20 protein-coding genes and 2 riboswitches are annotated in these 18,863 nt (G+C 39.4%); all 20 genes read right to left on the bottom strand.

Annotation, left to right across the window (positions count from 1 at the left end; genetic code table 11):
• Positions 1-101: 101 nt before the first annotated feature.
• Positions 102-404 carry a YunC family protein gene (locus ACWM35_RS19550; protein ID WP_454820574.1) on the bottom strand — a complete coding sequence of 101 codons (303 nt, stop codon included), beginning with the start codon at positions 402-404 and terminating at the stop codon, positions 102-104.
• A gap of 61 nt (positions 405-465) precedes the next feature.
• Complete coding sequence (locus tag ACWM35_RS19545) at positions 466-1,821, bottom strand: bifunctional metallophosphatase/5'-nucleotidase (RefSeq protein ID WP_454820541.1); 1,356 nt, start codon at positions 1,819-1,821, stop codon at positions 466-468.
• A 19-nt stretch (positions 1,822-1,840) separates the two neighbouring features.
• A complete protein-coding gene (locus ACWM35_RS19540; protein WP_454820540.1) occupies positions 1,841-2,662 on the bottom strand; it encodes a sulfite exporter TauE/SafE family protein in 822 nt (273 codons plus the stop codon).
• 138 nt (positions 2,663-2,800) lie between these two features.
• The gene (locus tag ACWM35_RS19535) at positions 2,801-3,646 is read right to left on the bottom strand and encodes a DUF72 domain-containing protein (protein WP_454820539.1); all 846 of its coding nucleotides are present in this window, start codon (positions 3,644-3,646) and stop codon (positions 2,801-2,803) included.
• A gap of 387 nt (positions 3,647-4,033) precedes the next feature.
• A complete protein-coding gene (sufB, locus tag ACWM35_RS19530) occupies positions 4,034-5,431 on the bottom strand; it encodes a Fe-S cluster assembly protein SufB (protein ID WP_454820538.1) in 1,398 nt (465 codons plus the stop codon).
• Between the two features lie 49 nt (positions 5,432-5,480).
• Positions 5,481-5,918 carry a Fe-S cluster assembly sulfur transfer protein SufU gene (gene sufU, locus ACWM35_RS19525; RefSeq protein WP_454820537.1) on the bottom strand — a complete coding sequence of 146 codons (438 nt, stop codon included), beginning with the start codon at positions 5,916-5,918 and terminating at the stop codon, positions 5,481-5,483.
• Entirely contained in the window at positions 5,908-7,137 is a 1,230-nt protein-coding gene (locus tag ACWM35_RS19520; protein WP_454820536.1) for a cysteine desulfurase, read from the bottom strand. The genes sufU and ACWM35_RS19520 overlap by 11 nt, the downstream gene beginning before the upstream one ends.
• A complete protein-coding gene (gene sufD, locus ACWM35_RS19515; RefSeq protein WP_454820535.1) occupies positions 7,137-8,444 on the bottom strand; it encodes a Fe-S cluster assembly protein SufD in 1,308 nt (435 codons plus the stop codon). Before sufD ends, ACWM35_RS19520 begins: the two co-directional genes overlap by 1 nt.
• A 23-nt stretch (positions 8,445-8,467) precedes the next feature.
• Complete coding sequence (gene sufC / locus ACWM35_RS19510) at positions 8,468-9,253, bottom strand: Fe-S cluster assembly ATPase SufC (RefSeq protein WP_454820534.1); 786 nt, start codon at positions 9,251-9,253, stop codon at positions 8,468-8,470.
• Between the two features lie 391 nt (positions 9,254-9,644).
• Positions 9,645-10,487 carry a MetQ/NlpA family ABC transporter substrate-binding protein gene (locus ACWM35_RS19505; protein WP_454820533.1) on the bottom strand — a complete coding sequence of 281 codons (843 nt, stop codon included), beginning with the start codon at positions 10,485-10,487 and terminating at the stop codon, positions 9,645-9,647.
• Between the two features lie 13 nt (positions 10,488-10,500).
• On the bottom strand, positions 10,501-11,130 hold the full coding sequence (locus ACWM35_RS19500; RefSeq protein ID WP_454820573.1) for a methionine ABC transporter permease: 630 nt from the start codon (positions 11,128-11,130) through the stop codon (positions 10,501-10,503).
• A gap of 37 nt (positions 11,131-11,167) precedes the next feature.
• Positions 11,168-12,193, bottom strand: a complete 1,026-nt coding sequence (locus tag ACWM35_RS19495) for a methionine ABC transporter ATP-binding protein (protein ID WP_454820532.1) — start codon at positions 12,191-12,193, stop codon at positions 11,168-11,170.
• A gap of 168 nt (positions 12,194-12,361) precedes the next feature.
• Positions 12,362-12,469, bottom strand: a riboswitch (SAM riboswitch).
• A 124-nt stretch (positions 12,470-12,593) separates the two neighbouring features.
• Positions 12,594-13,910, bottom strand: a complete 1,317-nt coding sequence (locus ACWM35_RS19490) for an O-acetylhomoserine aminocarboxypropyltransferase/cysteine synthase family protein (RefSeq protein ID WP_454820531.1) — start codon at positions 13,908-13,910, stop codon at positions 12,594-12,596.
• Between the two features lie 324 nt (positions 13,911-14,234).
• Positions 14,235-14,335: riboswitch (SAM riboswitch) on the bottom strand.
• Positions 14,336-14,411: 76 nt separating this feature from the next.
• On the bottom strand, positions 14,412-14,771 hold the full coding sequence (locus ACWM35_RS19485) for an SCP2 sterol-binding domain-containing protein (protein WP_454820530.1): 360 nt from the start codon (positions 14,769-14,771) through the stop codon (positions 14,412-14,414).
• A gap of 105 nt (positions 14,772-14,876) precedes the next feature.
• Positions 14,877-15,182, bottom strand: coding sequence for a thioredoxin family protein (locus ACWM35_RS19480; protein ID WP_454820529.1), 306 nt, complete (start codon positions 15,180-15,182; stop codon positions 14,877-14,879).
• Between the two features lie 7 nt (positions 15,183-15,189).
• Positions 15,190-15,546: a toprim domain-containing protein gene (locus tag ACWM35_RS19475; protein WP_454820528.1), complete on the bottom strand. Its 357-nt coding sequence runs from the start codon at positions 15,544-15,546 to the stop codon at positions 15,190-15,192.
• Positions 15,547-15,679: 133 nt separating this feature from the next.
• Positions 15,680-15,919 carry a YusG family protein gene (locus ACWM35_RS19470; RefSeq protein ID WP_454820527.1) on the bottom strand — a complete coding sequence of 80 codons (240 nt, stop codon included), beginning with the start codon at positions 15,917-15,919 and terminating at the stop codon, positions 15,680-15,682.
• A 118-nt stretch (positions 15,920-16,037) separates the two neighbouring features.
• Positions 16,038-16,421, bottom strand: coding sequence for a glycine cleavage system protein GcvH (gcvH, locus tag ACWM35_RS19465; protein WP_454820526.1), 384 nt, complete (start codon positions 16,419-16,421; stop codon positions 16,038-16,040).
• Between the two features lie 72 nt (positions 16,422-16,493).
• On the bottom strand, positions 16,494-16,850 hold the full coding sequence (locus ACWM35_RS19460; RefSeq protein ID WP_454820525.1) for an arsenate reductase family protein: 357 nt from the start codon (positions 16,848-16,850) through the stop codon (positions 16,494-16,496).
• A 182-nt stretch (positions 16,851-17,032) separates the two neighbouring features.
• Positions 17,033-18,814: an acyl-CoA dehydrogenase family protein gene (locus ACWM35_RS19455; RefSeq protein ID WP_454820524.1), complete on the bottom strand. Its 1,782-nt coding sequence runs from the start codon at positions 18,812-18,814 to the stop codon at positions 17,033-17,035.
• Positions 18,815-18,863 lie beyond the last annotated feature (49 nt).

Raw genomic sequence — 18,863 nt, 5'->3', positions numbered from 1 at the left:
AAATAAAAAACCACAAAAACCACAGGAAAACCACAGGGACGGTTCTGCTGGCATTAATGCCAGCAGAACCGTCCCCATGGTCCACCCATGGTCCATGGTCCCTAAACCATTTTCAATAATGCGTCCCTGCCAAGCATTCCTTTTGTTATACCTAAACTCTCAGCTTCAATGGTTACCGATTCCATTGGAGCGTTTAGAAGCTGGTCGATCGTTCTGACACCAACAGCTCTGGCAGCGATTATTTTGCGATCCTTTAATTTTTTATTTAATAAATCAACGTCTAATGCGCCGCACATGATATATCCTTTATCATTGCTTACCGTAAGCAATGTTGTTTTTGGCAGTAAAACCGTAACAGCCAAGAACGTGTGGCCGTTTATTTCTACCGGGGATAATTCAATCACTTTCCACACTCCCTTCCTCCTTATCACATTATGAAAAAGAGTCAAAAAGCGTGTGAATTTCTTAGACCTGCTGTTGTAATTTCCATTTTAAAATATCACGCAAAAATTCGGGAAGAAAATATTGCTTTTTCTTTTTCGGAAAAATATCTTTAAAAAAGTGTCCAAAAGTAAATAAATCCGGAATCGCAAGTGTGTAATTTTTTTCTAAATCTAACGCTTGCCCATTGATAAATATAGCGTTATTTTCGTCAAAGGTAATTTGATCATAGATGGTTATTCCCATTACTGTTCCTCTAAAACCAAGACCTGTTAACGGACGGTGCTGCCAATTTTCCTCACTCGTTTCAAAAATAATCTCCTTTAATTCACTGCCAGTTAGTTCTAATTTGCAAGGATTGATCGGATGGGGACATATCTTTAAGAGATCGTAGCTCGTAATCGTTCCTGATAATGAGTCTAAAATTAGGCCACCGTTAATCAAGGCACAATCGGCATCACACCATTCTCTTAATCCACGGCATAAAATTTGCGTAATTTCCGTAACTTGAAAAGGGTCATGAACCAAAGGTTGACTTAAAGAGACAATCTTTTCGCTAAGCAGCTTTTTTCCCCTTCGTGTCAGTTCTTTCGCTTTGATTTTTTCATCTACAACGGGTTGAAGCTCCATCACATTGTATAAAAGGGCTCCTTTACTAGTTACGCTTTTTTGATCATTAATATTTATTGTGACATGACCAACAAATCTTCCATGCTTTCCGGCTCCCGCAATCAGCGTATTATTAACTAATTTCCCTTCCGGTAGAGTATGGTGAGTATGTCCACCGAGAATCACATCTATCTCCGGACATTCAGCCGAAATCTGTTCATCAAAGTTGAGACCAAGATGTGAAAGCACAATCACAATATCAGCGTCCTGCTTTAATGGTTTTAGCCATTTCTTCAGTTCTTCGACCGGCTCAGTAATATTCCACCCGAGCAGCTCATATAAAAGGGAAAAATAGGCTGTAACCCCGATGACACCAATCCGTGTGCCTTGTTTTGTTTGATAAATCTTATATGGTTTCAACCAATTGGGATGAGCGTTCCCCTTGTTATAAAGATTAGCGCAAAGAACATCAAACTTTGCATGATCATATAGATGATTTAAACCTTCATAGGGAAAGGTAATTCCTTCATTATTACCGATGGTAACAGCCGTATAAAATGAATCGTTTAGTAATTCAATATTCCCCTGTCCCATCGTTGCCTCGGTCAAAGGATGCCAGCGGTCGGAAAAATCACCAATGTCGAATAGAAAAAAATCATCGCCTGCTGTTTCGTGATTGGTTCGCTGATTAGTTAAAAAATGCTGAATCCGCTGCCAGCGCTTTAAATGACTGTGCAAATCATTCGTATGATAAATCTGTATACATTCCATGCTTTAAACTCATCCTTTGTTAGCCAAAAATTCCTTGATAAATTAATCGTATGCCGACAATTAATAGTATAACTCGTAATAGCAAAACAATGGTTTTGCTTTTTAGCTTTGTATTTAAATAGACCCCTACTTTTGCCCCTATGTAGGCCCCTGGTACCAAGGCTAATGCTAATAGCCAATCGACATTCCCTAGGGAGATATGAGTAATGGAGCTAAGGATAGATGTCGGAAAAATCATAAACATCGAAGTTGCGACAGCTACATGTGGGGGGAAGAAAAAGATCAAAATCATCGTCGGAACCATCAAAGAACCGCCGCCAACGCCTAAGATTCCAGATAAAAAGCCAACAATAAAAGAAATCACCACTCCCATTATCGGGTTAAAGCCATATTCAAAGGTTTTACCAGAATTATCTGTAAAGGTTCGAACAATTCCTCTATCTTTTTTATAAGGAATGGGTTTGAATTTATCTTTTAATAGTAAGACCATTGAGACAAAAATAATAAATAGACCAAAGAAAAGATTAAATGATTTCAAATTTAACGCTTCAGTGACCCAAGCACCGAGAATGCTGCCTGGTCCACTGCCAATTAGAAAAATAAATCCGCTTTTGTAATCTACGGTTTTATGTTTCAGATAGGCTAAGGTGGAGGATAGTCCCGTGAAAATCATCGTAAATAACGATGTCCCTACTGCAACCTGAGGAGATATATCTCCAAAAATTGATAGGGAACCTAAATACAGCAAGGCTGGAACCACTATGATTCCCCCACCAAGGCCAATTAAAGAGCCTAAGGAACTAGCAGCAATTCCGATTAATACTAATAAAATCCATTCCATACATTTTCTCCTTTTTAAATTCCGCGGATTTTAGCGATATTTCCTCGAGTTATTGAAAGAATTCCGCAGATTTTAGTAGTAATTCCGCGAATTAATCATTTATTCCGCAAAGTTCACAATTGACTTTCATTTCTGACCCTAAAATAAATCCAACTGCCTTGGTGCAAGATCCTCATATTCAAGATTTAATAGGTCCATCATTTCCTTTGCATTGTCTGCAGCATCTCCACCGGAGTTATTGTTAAAGAGGACATAGACATCTTTAGATTCATTTGCTAGTTCGCGAATGGATTTCGCCCATTCTTGGAGTTCATGTTGGTTGTAACGGTATAGATAGCGAACCTCCCGCCAATTTTCGGCATTTCGCTTTTGCCAGCCATGAACATTCCGGCCATGGAAACGGATCAATAGTTTCTCCGGGTCTATGGTTTCCAATATAGTAGGAATTGATCCCTCTCCTGATTGTGGCTCATCGCAAATACTATGTATCCATTTTTCTGTTTTCATAAAATCAATGGTCTTTTGACGATACTTAGGTGTAAACCATGACTGATGCCTGAACTCTAATGCAGAAGGAATATCCCCCATTTCCGCTTTGCACCATCGTAAGTAGTCAACATTTTCTCGTTTACAATCAAACCATGGTGGAAATTGAAAGAGAACCATCGCGAGTTTGTTTTTTTCAATGTACGGCTTTAGAGATTCTTTGAAGGCCTGGAACATCTCTTCTCTCGTTTCGAAAGGGATATCACCACGTTGATGACCAGTCATCCCCTGATATGCCTTAACGATAAATTGAAAGGAGTCAGGGGTTTCGTTGACCCATTTTTCAGCATTCCTTTTAGGCTGAATCGCATAAAAAGCAGAATCTACTTCCACTGTCGGAAAATGACCTGCATATTCTTTTAATTTATCTCTGGACGAAATGGTGGTTGGATATAGACTGTCATGGTCCCCCCAACCTGTTACCCCAATGTATATCATACAGTCACCCCCAATTACTTAATCATAGCATATCTTTTTTTACTCCTTCCTGCTAGTAAGTGGTCATTTTACAGGAGTTTTTCTCGCTATCCGCGAGTATTTTCCTCCATCCGAGAGTATTTTCCGCCATTCGCAAGTATTTTCCGCTATCCGAGAGTATTTTCCGCCATCCGCAAGTATTTTCCGCCATCCGCAAGTATTTTCCGCCATCCGCAAGTATTTTCCGCCATCCGCAAGTATTTTCCGCCATCCGCAAGTATTTTTCGCTATCCGCAAGTATTTTTCGCCATCCGCAAGTATTTTCCTCCATCCGAGAGTATTCACCCCACATCCACAACAAAATGCAAAAAGTCCGCCTGCCATTAGCGGCAAGCGGACTCAAAAACATTATCCAATAGAGCCTTCCATCTCGAATTTTATGAGACGATTCATCTCTACGGCGTATTCCATAGGTAGTTCTTTTGTAAATGGCTCGATGAAGCCCATGACGATCATTTCCGTTGCTTCTTGCTCTGAAATACCACGGCTCATCAAGTAGAAGAGCTGCTCTTCAGAAACCTTCGAAACCTTGGCTTCGTGCTCAAGTGAAATGTTGTCATTTAAGATTTCGTTGTATGGAATCGTATCAGAAGTTGATTGGTTATCCATAATCAACGTATCACACTCGATATTAGCACGGGCACCATCCGCTTTACGTCCGAAGTGAACGATACCACGGTACGTTACTTTACCGCCATGCTTAGAAATCGATTTTGAAACAATTGTAGAAGAAGTGTTAGGAGCTAAGTGAATCATCTTTGCTCCAGCATCCTGGTGTTGACCTTTACCAGCAATCGCGATCGATAATGTCATACCGCGGGCGCCTTCTCCTTTTAAAATAACTGCTGGATATTTCATCGTTAATTTTGAACCGATGTTTCCATCAATCCATTCCATGGTTGCATTCGCTTCACAAACCGCACGCTTCGTAACAAGATTGAATACGTTATTCGCCCAGTTTTGAATTGTTGTGTAACGGCAATAAGCGTCTTTTTTAATGATGATTTCAACAACGGCACTGTGTAAAGAGTTTGTTGTATAAACAGGTGCTGTACAACCTTCAACATAGTGTACATGTGCGCCTTCATCAACAATAATCAATGTTCTTTCGAACTGCCCCATATTTTCTGAGTTAATCCGGAAATAGGCTTGAAGTGGAGTATCCACTTTCACACCTGGTGGTACATAAATGAAAGAACCGCCAGACCAAACCGCAGAGTTTAATGCCGCAAATTTGTTATCTGTTGGCGGGATTACCTTCGCCCAGTGCTCACGGAAAATATCTTCATTTTCCTTCAAAGCAGAATCCGTATCTTTAAAGACGATTCCTAGTTCTTCAAGGTCTTCCTTCATATTATGATAAACAACCTCTGACTCATATTGCGCCGAAACCCCAGCAAGATACTTTTGCTCTGCTTCAGGAATTCCAAGCTTGTCAAACGTTGCTTTAATTTCTTCAGGAACTTCATCCCATGATTTCTCTGATTTCTCGGATGGTTTTACATAATAAGTAATTTCATCAAAATTTAATGAAGCCAAATCTCCGCCCCATTGTGGCATTGGCATATTGTAAAAATGTTCAAGTGATTTTAAGCGGAAATCAAGCATCCATTGCGGCTCGCTCTTTAGCTTTGAAATCTCTTCAACTATTTCACGTGTCAACCCACGCTTAGATCGGAAAATGGAAACGTCTTTATCGGCAAAACCGTATTTATAATCACCGATTTCAGGCATCTTTTTCGCCATCGTCGAGTTCCTCCCTATTTAAACAATCGAGGCAAACACCTCTCCTGTTTTATTGTTGTTCCTCTTCCTTAAGTCCTTTTTCCATCGCTTTCCATGCTAAAGTCGCACATTTAATTCTAGCTGGGAATTTTGAAACACCTTGTAGCGCCTCAATATCACCTAGATCAACATCATCAGCATAGTCTTTTCCTTGAATCATATCGGAAAAAATCTTTGAAAGCTTAATGGCCTCTTCCACTGTTTTCCCTTTTATCGCCTGTGTCATCATCGAAGCAGATGACATCGAAATCGAACAGCCTTCCCCTTCAAAACCAACATCCTTAACGATTCCATCTTCAACCTTAAAGGTCAATTGAATTCGATCGCCACAAGTAGGATTGTTCATATTAATGGTATGACTGCCATCCTCTAAAAGACCGCGGTTGCGAGGTTTTTTATAATGATCCATTATCACCTGACGGTAAAGTGCATCTAAATTAGAAGACATCGCTGAAATACTCCTTTGTTTTAACAAGTCCTTCAACTAGCTTATCAATATCGTCTTCTGTGTTATAAAGATAAAAGCTTGCACGAGCTGTCGCTGTCGCCTTCAGCCATTTCATCAACGGCTGTGCACAATGATGTCCGGCCCTAACAGCGATACCTTCTGCATCAAGTACAGTTGCGACATCATGTGGATGAACATCATCAATATTAAAGGTCACTAAACCTGCACGTTTTGCAGGATCCTGTGGACCATAAATTGTCATTCCAGGGACCGAAGACATTTTATCCAATGCATAGGCGGCAAGCTTATGCTCATGCTCGGCAATATTTTCTAAGCCAATTTCATTTAAAAAGTCGATTGCGGCACCAAGGCCAATCGCCCCGGCTATAATCGGTGTGCCAGCTTCAAACTTCCAAGGCAGCTCTTTCCATGTTGATTCGTACAAATGAACAAAATCAATCATTTCTCCACCGAACTCAATCGGTTCCATTTTTTCAAGCAAATGCTTTTTCCCATAAAGGACACCAATACCGGTTGGTGCTAACATTTTATGACCTGAAAAGGCAAGGAAGTCGCAATCTAGATCTTGGACATCAATTTTCATATGAGGAGCACTTTGCGCCCCATCAACCACCATTATAGCTCCATTTTCATGAGCGATCTTTGCAATTTCCTTTACAGGATTTATAACGCCAAGGACGTTAGATACCTGCATAACTGAAACCACTTTTGTATTCGGGGTAATGGTTGCACGAGCATCCTCAATTGAAATGGTTCCATTCTCTTGAAGCGGGATGTACTTCAACTGAGCTCCAGTTCGTTTTGCTACTTGCTGCCATGGAATGATATTACTATGATGCTCCATGTAAGTAATAACAATTTCATCACCTGCTGTTAAATTGGCTGCTGCATAACTTGCTGCAACCGTATTTAAAGCAGTCGTCGTCCCTCTGGTAAAAATCACTTCTTGGGTAGATTTTGCATTGATAAATTTACGAACCTTTTCCCGTGCACCTTCGTAAGCATCCGTAGCTCGAGTTCCTAACGTATGGACACCACGATGAACATTGGAGTTAATTTCTTTATAATATTTTTCAACCGCTTCAATGACTTGGATTGGCTTTTGCGATGTCGCTGAGCTATCCAAATAGACAAGCGGTTTGCCATTCACTTCTTGATTAAGGATTGGAAACTGACGACGAATATCATGGATATTCATTATCTTACTTTCCTTTCAATCACTTCAGTAAGCTGCTTTTTAACTCCTTCAATCGGTAGCTGATTCACTACAGGAGCAAGGAAACCATGAATAACCAAACGCTCAGCTTCATGTTTCGGAATACCACGGCTCATTAGATAATATAATTGAACCGGATCAACGCGGCCAACAGAAGCAGCATGTCCCGCCGTTACATCATCTTCATCGATGAGTAGAATTGGGTTGGCATCTCCACGAGCTTTTTCACTTAACATAAGAACACGTGATTCCTGTTCGGCATTCGATTTTGAGGCACCGTGCTCAATTTTTCCAATACCATTGAAAATAGAAGAAGCACTATCCTTCATAACACCATGCTTTAAGATGTAACCTTCCGTGTGTTTACCAAAATGTACAACTTTTGTTGTAAAGTTTTGTGTTTGCTCACCACGGCCAACTACAACTGTTTTCGTATCTCCAAATGCTCCATCACCAATAAGGTTTGTCGTATTTTCAGAGATCGTATTACCTTCATTCATTAAACCAAGAGCCCATTCAATCCGTGCATCTCTTCCAGCAACTCCGCGGCGGTTCACATAAGTTGTGATTCCTTTGGCAAGATTATCAACTGCACCATATTGAACTTTAGCATTAGCATTCGCAATCACTTCCGTCACGATATTGAAAACAGTATTTGCTGTTTCCACTGTTGAAATGTAGTTTTCTACGTAAGTGACAGAACTATTGTCGTCAGCAACAACAATGACATGATTGAATAGGTTTGTTTCGACATCATCATGCAAGTATACCGCTTGAATTGGTTCGCTAATTTCTACATTTTTCGGAATGTATAAGAAAGCTCCACCATTCACTAATGCTGCATGAAGTGCTGTCAAACGATGCTCATCTGCATTGATCGCTTGAGTCATATAGAATTTTTTCAATAAATCACCATGCTCACGGGCAGCAGTGAAAATATCAGTAAAAACCACACCTTTACTTTTTAACTCTTCAGTTAATGTTAAAAACGCCGGTGTTTGGTTCCGTTGAATATATAAGTTTTTCGCTTCTGTATCATCCACTAATGCTTTCACTTCTTCTGGAAGGTCCGCTAGTGATTTAAATGGTTCACTTTTAACAGAGTGTTGGTTAAATTGAGTGAAATTCCATTTATCAATTTTTGTTTTATCCGGTCTTGGCATCGGAAGTGTTTCACTTTCTGATAATGCCTTTAGACGAAATTCTTGTAACCAGGCAGGTTCATTCATTTCTTGTGAAAAAGAACGAACAAAATCCTTATCGAATGATAAATTCGTTTCTGTTGTCATGGTTATCCTCCTAACGCTAACTCTTACGCTTCTTGCCCAACTGTTTCATCTTCAATTCCAAGTTCTTGCTTGATCCAGTCATATCCTTCTGCCTCTAAGCGTTGTGCAAGCTCTGGTCCGCCAGATTTAACCACACGGCCTTGCATCATAACGTGCACATGGTCAGGAGTAATATAGTTTAAAAGTCGTTGATAGTGAGTAATAATTAAGCAGCCAAAATCTTCGCCGCGCATTTCGTTGATTCCTTTAGAAACAACCTTAAGGGCATCGATGTCTAACCCTGAGTCGATTTCATCTAGGATCGCCATCTTTGGCTCAAGCATCATTAATTGTAAGATTTCATTACGCTTCTTTTCCCCGCCTGAGAAACCTTCATTTAGGTAGCGTTGTGCCATATCTAAATCCATTTCTAGGAATTCCATTTGCTTATCCATTTTACGAATGAATTTCATTAATGAAATTTCATTACCTTCACCAAGACGGCTGTTGATTGCTGAACGTAAGAAATCAGCATTGGTAACACCATTAATTTCGCTTGGGTATTGCATTGCTAAGAACAGACCCGCACGAGCACGCTCATCCACTTCCATTTCAAGGACGTTCTCGCCATCTAAAGTGATGCTTCCGCTTGTTACTTCATATTTTGGATGACCCATGATCGCTGAAGATAAAGTCGATTTACCTGTACCATTTGGTCCCATAATTGCGTGGATTTCTCCACCTTTTATTTCAAGGTTTACACCTTTTAAAATTTCTTTCCCATCGATTTCCACATGTAAATCTTTAATCGTTAAAGTTGACCCAGCCATATTTATACCTCCGCAAAGATAGTTTTGTATCTTGTAGACCAAAAATTCTGGTCCCAAACTCTATTCTCACTTTATTCTCATTACAATATTATAACAAATAGTATCTGTTAGCAACTCAAATGCAAGATTAACTCTTTATAAAAATAGAAATAAAAATAATTTTATTTTCACTAAACACAAGCCAAATGAGAAAAACGATCAGACAAGTTATGCTTGTAATATAATAATTCAGAATTTTCGAGTTTGTGACCGTTTTATTTTAGAACATACGAATTAAATCATAACGTATTTTTTACTATTTTGCCAAGCCTTCCTCATTCGATACCTCTTCCTAAAAATAAGAAGCCAGTGAATCACTGGCTCCTTATTTCTTCTTATTTAATAAGGCATCTTATTCTGTAACCGGAACAACTGCACCTTTGTATTTATCAAGAATGAAGTCTTGGATTTCTTTAGAACGAAGTACTTCAACTAATGTTTTAATCGCATCGTTCGTTTCGTCGCCTTTACGAACTGCAATCACGTTCACATATGGAGATTCTTTATCTTCAATCGCAATAGAATCTTCAATCGGGTTTAAGCCTGCATCGATCGCGTAGTTTGAGTTGATTAACACGGCATCGCCTTCGCCGTTATTAAAGATTTGTGGTAATAATGATGCTTCATAATTTGTATCAAACTTGAGTTTCTTCTTGTTTTCTACTACATCTTCCGTAGTTGCTTTTGTTTTATCAATTCCATCTTTAAGCTTAATTAATCCCTCAGCTTCTAGTAATGATAAAAGACGACCGTGATCCGCTACTGAGTTACTCATAATTAATTGTGCACCTTCTGGAAGCTCATCCAAGCTCTTAAATTTCTTAGAATAAACGCCAATTGGTTCGATATGAATACCGCCAGCATTAACAAAATCATAACCATTTTCTTCGATTTGAGAATTTAAATAAGGAATGTGTTGGAAATAGTTTGCATCTAGTTCTTTAGATTCTAACGCTTTGTTTGGTAATACATAATCTTGGAATGTTTCAATTTTTAATTCAATACCCTTTTCTTCAAGAATCGGTTTTGCTTCCTCTAAAATTTCTGCATGAGGAACGTTAGAAGCACCTACGACTAATTCCGTTTTTTCACCAGCTTCTTCACCGCCGCCATCAGACTTCTCTTCTGATGTTCCACAAGCTGCTAAAACCAATACAAATGATACTGCTAATAATAAACTTAACCACTTTTTCATTTTGACCTCTCCTTTATCGTTTATCTAATTTTGTAGTGATAAGATCACCAATAAACTGAATGATAAAAACAATGACTAAGATGATAATCGTTGCAACTAAGGTTACATCGTTTCGACTTCGCTGGAAGCCTTCGAGATAGGCAAGGTTACCAAGTCCACCTGCTCCAATGACACCGGCCATGGCTGTATATCCAACAAGCGCAATCGCCGTAACGGTAATACCAGAAACTAGAGCTGGCATAGATTCTGGGAGTAAAACCTTCCAGATAATCGTATTCGTGGTTGCCCCCATGGATTTTGCTGCTTCAATGACACCTTTATCAATTTCCCTCAAGCCAATCTCAACCATTCGTGCATAGAACGGCGCGGCTCCAATAATTAAGGCAGGGAGTGCAGCATTCTCACCAATCATCGTACCAACCAATAACTTAGTGAATGGAATTAATAGTACGATTAAGATAATAAAAGGAATCGAACGAAAAATATTAACAAAAGCTCCAATAACGGTGTTGACCGGTTTGTTTTCCCAGAGATTGCCTTTACCAGTTAGAAATAACAGCAAACCAAGTAAAATTCCTAGAATAAATGTAGCTAGGACCGATACTCCTGACATATAAAGCGTTTGGACTGTTGCTTCCCACATTTCTTCCCAATCAATTTCTTGAAAATATGGTTGATTACTATTCACTTGTTACCACCTCCACTCCAACTTGCTGCGAGCGAATGTAGTCTACCGCTTTATTCACTTCTGCAACCTCACCATCTAAATGGATAAACAAGGTTCCATAGGAGCCGCTTTGCGTTTGTGAGATCTTCCCTTGGAGGATATTTACGGTCACCTGATGATGACGAATCAAATTGGTGATAACCGGCTGCTCAGCTGATTCCCCAATAAACGTAAGCTGGATAACCTGACCAGAATGGTAACGATCAAGAAGATGCTCCGCCGTTTCTTTCGTTTCTTCCGGCTCGGTAACCTGTTGAACGAATCTCTTTGTAATCGGCTGCTGTGGATTTTTGAATACATCCAATACAGGACCAAGTTCCACCACTTTGCCACTTTCCATGACAGCAACCTGATGGCAAATTTTACGAATGACATGCATTTCGTGCGTAATTAACACGATTGTTAGCCCAAGCCTTTTATTAATGTCAACCAATAATTCCAAAATCGAATCGGTCGTTTGTGGATCAAGTGCCGAGGTTGCCTCGTCACAAAGTAAAACCTTTGGATTGTTTGCAAGTGCTCTAGCAATCCCAACCCGCTGTTTTTGTCCGCCGCTTAGTTGGGAAGGATAAGCATTTTCTCGACCCTCTAATCCGACTAATTTTATTAATTCGTTAACTCGCTTTTGTCTTTCAGGCCCTTTCACGCCAGCGATTTCTAGCGGGAAGGCGATATTCTCACTTACTGTTCTCGACCAGAGCAAGTTGAAATGCTGAAAGATCATGCTAATTTCCTGACGTGCCTTCCGAAGTTCACTGCCTTTTATCTTTGATATCACTCGGCCCGCAACCGTAACAGAACCTTCTGTTGGCAGCTCCAAACCATTTAACATGCGGATTAAGGTACTTTTACCTGCACCACTATAACCAATGACGCCAAATATTTCTCCTTCTTTAATTTCCAGATTCACATTGTCGACCGCTTTGAGCTGTCCCTGCTTGGAAGGAAAAATCTTTCGGACATCTTTTATTGAAATCATCGAATCACCTACTTTTTATCCAGAAAGTTAAATAATAATTACGAAAATTCAGAATGTGTTTCTTGCCTTACATATAGGTTTTGACTGTTTATATGAAAAGATTCTTATTTTACTAAAATAAAAAACCTTTCTGCAGGCGGGCAGAAAGGCATCATAAATGAATCCTTTCTCCCATCTTCCAAAGCATACGCTTTGTGTGAATTGGCACCATTTCAATAAAATATTGACGGTTGCCGGGCTTCATCGGGCACATCCCTCCACCTCTCTTGATAAGAGCATTAAGCAATCCTATATTCAATTAATTCGTTCACTGATTAAAGTAATTATTTTATTACGAAAGCTATCGTATCATGGATAAAAAGAGCTGTCAACGAAATTTTCTTCCTATTTCGAAAAAAAGTTAAGCTTCTGCCTTTAGGGATCCAACACCTGTCGCTGCCTCAATTGCCGCTTCTAAATCCTCGATGATATCGTCCACATTCTCGATTCCAATCGAGAGGCGAATTAAATCCTCGGAAACACCAGAAGCTTTTAACCCCTCAGCATCTAACTGCTGATGCGTGGTGCTGGCAGGATGAATAATAAGGCTTTTGGCATCGCCAACATTGGCAACATGAGCAAATAATTGCACAGAATTAATTACTTTTGCCCCTGCTTCTCGGCCGCCTTTAATTCCAAACACAATCATCGATCCTGCCCCTTTAGGCAAATACTTCGTTGCTAATTCGGAATCAGGATGGGAGGCATGACCCGGGTAGGAAACCCAATCCACCGCAGGGTGATTCACTAAATATTCCACGACCGCTTTTGTATTGGCGACATGCTCTTTCATCCGTACATGCAAGGTTTCAAGACCTAGCGTAAACAAAAAGGCATTTTGTGGGCTAAGTGACGGTCCTAAGTCACGCAGCAGCTGTACACGTGCTTTCACAATGTAGGCCACTGCACCTAGTGCCTCTGCATAGACAAGATCATGGTAGCTGGCATCCGGTGTCGTAAACCCAGGGAATTTCGCTGAATTCCAGTCAAATTTCCCACCATCCACTATGACACCGCCTGTTGTTGTTCCATTGCCTAAAAGCCATTTCGTGGCAGAATGAACGACTATATCGGCACCATGTTCGATTGGCCGGCATAAATACGGTGTAGCAAAAGTATTATCAATGATTAATGGAATACCAGACTCATGAGCAATCTCAGCTACTTTTTCAATATCAAGAACGCGAAGGCTCGGATTACCAATTGTTTCAGCAAATACTGCCTTTGTTTTTTCAGTGATCGCATCACGGAAATTCTCTGGGTTCTCAGGGTCGACAAATTTCACCTTGATCCCGTACTTAGGCAGGGTAACAGCAAATAGGTTATAAGTACCGCCATAAAGAGTAGAAGCTGAAACAATTTCATCCCCAGCCTCAGCAATATTTAAAATGGCTAATGTAATCGCGGCCATACCACTTGCCACGGCAAGGGCTCCAACCCCTCCCTCTAAGAGAGCAATTCTTTCTTCGAAGACGGTGGTTGTCGGGTTATGAATACGGGTGTATATGTAGCCTGACTCCTTTAAAGCAAACAGGTTTGCAGCATGTTCTGTATCTTTGAATTGATAGGCATTGTTTTGGTAAATCGGTACTGCTCTTGCTCCTGTAACCGGGTCTGGAGATAGTCCTCCATGAACACCTAGTGTTTCAAAACGATATTTTTTTTGATTCTCTCCCATACAAACATTCCTCCTATATTTTAATATTGTCTCTTATCGTAATCTAGGCTGATTTCGAAGTGGTTGGATTAAGCGGAGAAATTCCGGTTAATCCGGGAAATAACCCTATTTCCATAAAAATAAGGGAAGTATTTCCGCTTAAGTAGATAAATTTTTTAATATTTCTCCTTTTTTAGAGAGATAAGAGTAAATTCTCCGCTTATTTCCCCTTTCTAAGCTTCAAAATAGAGATTAGCGGAAAATTCTCCGCTTATCGATGTTCCGCTAGAGCAAAAAACTAGCCTATAATAAAAACCCCTCTTCAAGAAGAGGGGCGGTACGCTCTTCTTATCTTTCAGAGTAATACTCTGCTGGAATTAGCACCGTGTTGTATAACCGGTTGCCGGGCATCGTCGGGCCAGTCCCTCCGCCTCTCTGGATAAGATATTTATTGAATTGTCATTATTGATTGAATATTTAAAAAGATAATACACTATTGTAGGAGAAGCCGTCAATAGCTTTTTAGGAAATTAATTTTCTTTTTTGTCCATCAGGCTTTGTTAAATAAAATATCGACTCTAGCAATAATATGGTGCGAAAGGAGCCTGTAACTTTTAACTGCCCGCCCCTCATAAAATATCTTAATTTTTTCTCACCTTTTATTAGGCTTTTTATCGACTCCGCATCACCGGAAATCTCGCAGGAAATTGCTTTTTGTTTATTCTCTTCTAGAAAGATTGCGGCACCACGATGAAAAGCCATTTCGATCGTGTTTTGTTCATAAACCAATTTAATTACAAGCATTTCTAGGTTTTCCATCAATTTCAACAAATGTTCACGCTCTTTAATGGTGGTAAGAAAAGCTTTTACGGCATCTCTCATTTCAATCCCTCCGATTACCTGCTCACCCTATATATTCAGGAAATCGATTAAAATCCCTTTGTTATTCTTTCGACAAAAAAAACAGATGCCATAGCATCCGTTTTCTTATATATAGGTTTTTATTTTTTCATACAGATAAGGGACTGAGTGAAATGCGTAAACCGTTTCCACAACCTTGCCATTTTTGAAAAAAAGTAAACAAGGAACACTTTCAATTGCAAAATCTTCTGCAATCTCAGGAAAATAATTCAAATTCATTTTCCCCATATTTATATCGACCATTTGCTCAATTATTTGAAGCATTCGTGATGCGAGCTGACAAGTACCACATAGGGGTGTATAAAAGTAAACCAGACCAGTAGCATGTTGTTTAGTGAATGATGATAACTCATCAAGGCTCCATTCGTTCATTCGTTTATCAGCCCATTTCTAAGTACTCAGAATGGACATCGATGTTTGCACCTATGAGAACCGTTGCTAGGTGGTATACAGGTGCGGTAGCTACTTCACGATACATCCGATCAATATACAGGTGCTCAGCATTAGGAAATTCTCTTTTCAATAGTTTACGCAGCTTTTCACCTGCATCATCAGCGTCAACGAGGATGTAGACGTCTTTATCTTCAAGGGAATCAATCAATTCATCCAATTTGGTGATGCTAATCGTACCATTCGTACAAATAATTTCAATTGGCTCCTTTAAGATGCTCTTTACTTTTTTCTTGTCTGATTTTCCTTCAACAATAAGGACCTTGTCAGCAAATGAGTCACTCATCATCCATCACCTATTATTAAGTATGTTATTTGTTTAATGTTAACATATTCGAGAAGTATAATAACGTGTTTAATATGTTAACTATACCATGAATGCCCATTTGATAATAGGTGTCTGCACTTTCTCAAAGGCTTTAACACCATCCACCATCATCACAATCTGTATATTTTGCGTCGGGCTGTTCCGTAACGGATACATGCTGATATATCTTCCGCTGATCTACTTCAAAATGATGATCAAGCTGCACTTCCATATCCCCCGGCAATTTGATTTTTCCAATCGATGTATTTTCTAGAAATAATTCTATTTCTCCATTTTGCATTTTTCCAATGACTCTGTCAGTTACATCAATTTTTTGCTGTTTCAATGTCATTGTTAGGACCACCTTATAAATAAATTTTATTATAGTGTCCCCTACTTTTAGAATTAATCTGGAGAATTTTTTTCCAAAAAAAAACACCTTGCGCTAACAAGGTGCTTAATCCATTTGTTTAGTCTTCTTTGACCATTTCTTCGTATTGTTCTGGTGTCATTAGTTTTTCTAATTCGCTGCGGTCTGAAGGTTCAATCACGATCATCCACGCTTTTTCATATGGAGATTCATTAACAAACTCTGGGCTGTCGTTTAAATCTTCATTCACTTCAACAACTTTACCACTTACTGGTGCATATAGCTCAGAAACTGTCTTAACGGATTCAACACTTCCGAAAGGCTCATTCGCTGTCACTTCATCGCCTACTTCAGGAAGCTCAACGAAAACGATATCTCCCAACTCAGATTGTGCAAAGTGAGTGATACCCACTCGAAGTGTTGCGCCTTCATCCTTTACCCATTCATGCTCTTCAGAATAGCGTAATCCCTTTGGTGTTGTCATGTTAAACTACCTCCAATATATTTTTATCGATAAAAAATCGATTCTAACGAATTAAAAAGCGCAATTAAATGTTTATAACCATATTTTCTCATAATCTTCTTCTTTAAAACCAACCGTTACCTTTTCACCATCTGTTAAAAGCGGTCTTTTAATTAGCATTCCATCAGAAGCAAGTAATTCAAGAAGCTCATCCTCGGATGCCGTGTTCATTTTATCCTTGATACCTAACTCCCGATATTTTTGTCCGCTTGTATTAAAAAACTTCTTTAATTCCATTCCGCTCTTTTGATATAGTTCCTTAAGCTCGTTTGGAGACGGTGGATTTTCGACAATATGTATTTCGTTGTATGATAGCTGATGCTGATCCAGCCATTTCTTTGCATTACGGCATGTACTGCACTTCGGATACCAGTAAAAAGTCAGAGACAATTATTTCACCGCCTTCTACTTGAAAATAAATGATAAAAGAGTCAATAAAATATTACCATAACATGTGTAAAAGGAAAAATGGCATACTAGAAATGATTCGACTTCATTCGCTATAATCCTCCTAAAATTAAATAAAAAAATTAGGCTCCTGTAACTGGGCAGGAGCCTAACACATTTAATAATTATACTGTGTAGCGTTCAGCGGCAATTAGAACATCGGCTGCTTCACGTTTTTTCGCAATCACATTGATAGGAGTATAACGTGTTAGCTTGCGGAGGGCAGATACTAGCATACGAAGCGTATCGCCTTGCTCTGTAGCAACTAATGTTTCTTTTGCATGCTGCTCAATTTCGTTAAACGCTTCCTGACAGAAGATTTGCGTGTAAAGAAGTTTTTGCTGATTCTTTTCTAAACCAGTCTTAGCGATTGCTTTCTCAGTACGTAGGACTACAGATTCCATTGCATAAGCATTGGATACAATATCAGCAATATTCGCTAAAATTTCTTGCTCACTGTCAAGTGCTTTACCAAATTTTTGTGCAGCTAGGCCGGCAGCTAACAAACCGATTTTCTTTGCATTGCTTACCAAGTACTTCTCTTGTGCAAGCGGCTCATCACCTGGCTCTTCAGGCATTAACATCATCAGCTCTTCTTGTAATTTCATCGCTTTTTGGAATAATGGAAGCTCGCCTTTAAATGCCTTCTTGATATAAGTGCCTGGAACTAGCAAACGGTTAATTTCATTTGTTCCTTCAAAAATACGGTTGATACGTGCGTCACGATAAGCTCTTTCAATTGGATATTCCTGCATGAAACCATATCCACCATGGATTTGTACGCCTTCATCGACAACATAAGATAATACTTCACTTGCAAAGAATTTATTTACGGAGCATTCAATCGCATATTCAGCAATCGAATTTGCAACCTTCTTAATGTCCTTCGCTTCTTCTGTTGAAAGCTTCCCTTGGTTTTCTTCATACAAACCAATCGTACGGTAAACAGAGCTTTCTGCAGCATAGATTTTAGAAGCCATTGTTCCAAACTTTTCTTTCGTTAAATTGAACTGAGAGATTGGAGTTTGGAATTGCTTACGCCCATTTGCATATTTCACCGTCATATCAAATGCCTTTTTAGAACCGCCGACACCGCCGACTGCCAATTTATAGCGGCCGATATTTAAAATATTGAAGGCAATAACATGACCTTTGCCATATTCACCTAATAAATTTTCTACTGGGACAGCAACATCTTCTAAAATTAATGTACGTGTAGAAGAGCTCTTAATTCCCATTTTCTTTTCTTCAGCACCAGTAGATACTCCTGAATAGTCTTTTTCTACAATGAATGCAGTGAAGTGTTCGCCATCCACTTTTGCGTAAACCACAAACACATCAGCAAAGCCTGCATTTGTAATCCATTGCTTTTCTCCGTTAAGGATGTAGTGTGTACCTGCTTCATTCAATTTAGCTGTTGTTCTAGCTCCTAGAGCATCTGAACCTGAGCCCGGCTCTGTTAAAGCATAAGCAGCAATTTTTGCACCAGATGCTAAATCTGGTAAATATTTTTTCTTTTGCTCGTCATTACCGAATAAAACGATTGGCAAAGATCCGATCCCAACATGGGCACCGTATGAAAGAGAAAAACCGCCTGCCCCTGACATTTTTTCTGTAATAACAGAGGATGTAACCTTATCCAATCCTAAGCCTTCAAACTCTTCAGGGACGTCTACAGCTAATAGGCCAAGATCACCCATTTTCTTTAATAGCTTAACGGTACGATCGAACTCGTGGTTTTCTAAATGCTCCAACTGTGGAACTACTTCTTTTTCAATAAATTCTTCCGCAGTTTGAGCAATCATCAAATGCTCTTCCGTAAAATCTTCCGGAGTAAACAGATCTTCAAATGAAATATCCTCAATTAAAAAGCTTCCGCCTTTAAAAACTTTTTTCGTTTCTGTCATAAAAAATTCCTCCTATTCTATTTTTCAGGGGGGCTGAAATCTTCCCCCC

Source organism: Neobacillus sp. K501 (assembly GCF_053749995.1).
The sequence above is the reverse complement of the archived record's forward strand: the minus strand, read 5'-3'. Positions and strand labels throughout refer to the sequence as shown.

Bases quoted from the DNA above. Each gene is read 5' to 3' on its own strand.
- ACWM35_RS19545 (WP_454820541.1), bottom strand. From the start codon at position 1,821: ATGGAATGTATACAGATTTATCATACGAATGATTTGCACAGTCATTTA.
- ACWM35_RS19540 (WP_454820540.1), bottom strand. From the start codon at position 2,662: ATGGAATGGATTTTATTAGTATTAATCGGAATTGCTGCTAGTTCCTTA.
- ACWM35_RS19535 (WP_454820539.1), bottom strand. From the start codon at position 3,646: ATGATATACATTGGGGTAACAGGTTGGGGGGACCATGACAGTCTATAT.
- sufB (WP_454820538.1), bottom strand. From the start codon at position 5,431: ATGGCGAAAAAGATGCCTGAAATCGGTGATTATAAATACGGTTTTGCC.
- sufU (WP_454820537.1), bottom strand. From the start codon at position 5,918: ATGTCTTCTAATTTAGATGCACTTTACCGTCAGGTGATAATGGATCAT.
- ACWM35_RS19520 (WP_454820536.1), bottom strand. From the start codon at position 7,137: ATGAATATCCATGATATTCGTCGTCAGTTTCCAATCCTTAATCAAGAA.
- sufD (WP_454820535.1), bottom strand. From the start codon at position 8,444: ATGACAACAGAAACGAATTTATCATTCGATAAGGATTTTGTTCGTTCT.
- sufC (WP_454820534.1), bottom strand. From the start codon at position 9,253: ATGGCTGGGTCAACTTTAACGATTAAAGATTTACATGTGGAAATCGAT.
- ACWM35_RS19505 (WP_454820533.1), bottom strand. From the start codon at position 10,487: ATGAAAAAGTGGTTAAGTTTATTATTAGCAGTATCATTTGTATTGGTT.
- ACWM35_RS19500 (WP_454820573.1), bottom strand. From the start codon at position 11,130: ATGTGGGAAGCAACAGTCCAAACGCTTTATATGTCAGGAGTATCGGTC.
- ACWM35_RS19495 (WP_454820532.1), bottom strand. From the start codon at position 12,193: ATGATTTCAATAAAAGATGTCCGAAAGATTTTTCCTTCCAAGCAGGGA.
- ACWM35_RS19490 (WP_454820531.1), bottom strand. From the start codon at position 13,910: ATGGGAGAGAATCAAAAAAAATATCGTTTTGAAACACTAGGTGTTCAT.
- ACWM35_RS19485 (WP_454820530.1), bottom strand. From the start codon at position 14,771: ATGAGAGATGCCGTAAAAGCTTTTCTTACCACCATTAAAGAGCGTGAA.
- ACWM35_RS19480 (WP_454820529.1), bottom strand. From the start codon at position 15,182: ATGAACGAATGGAGCCTTGATGAGTTATCATCATTCACTAAACAACAT.
- ACWM35_RS19475 (WP_454820528.1), bottom strand. From the start codon at position 15,546: ATGAGTGACTCATTTGCTGACAAGGTCCTTATTGTTGAAGGAAAATCA.
- ACWM35_RS19470 (WP_454820527.1), bottom strand. From the start codon at position 15,919: ATGACATTGAAACAGCAAAAAATTGATGTAACTGACAGAGTCATTGGA.
- gcvH (WP_454820526.1), bottom strand. From the start codon at position 16,421: ATGACAACACCAAAGGGATTACGCTATTCTGAAGAGCATGAATGGGTA.
- ACWM35_RS19455 (WP_454820524.1), bottom strand. From the start codon at position 18,814: ATGACAGAAACGAAAAAAGTTTTTAAAGGCGGAAGCTTTTTAATTGAG.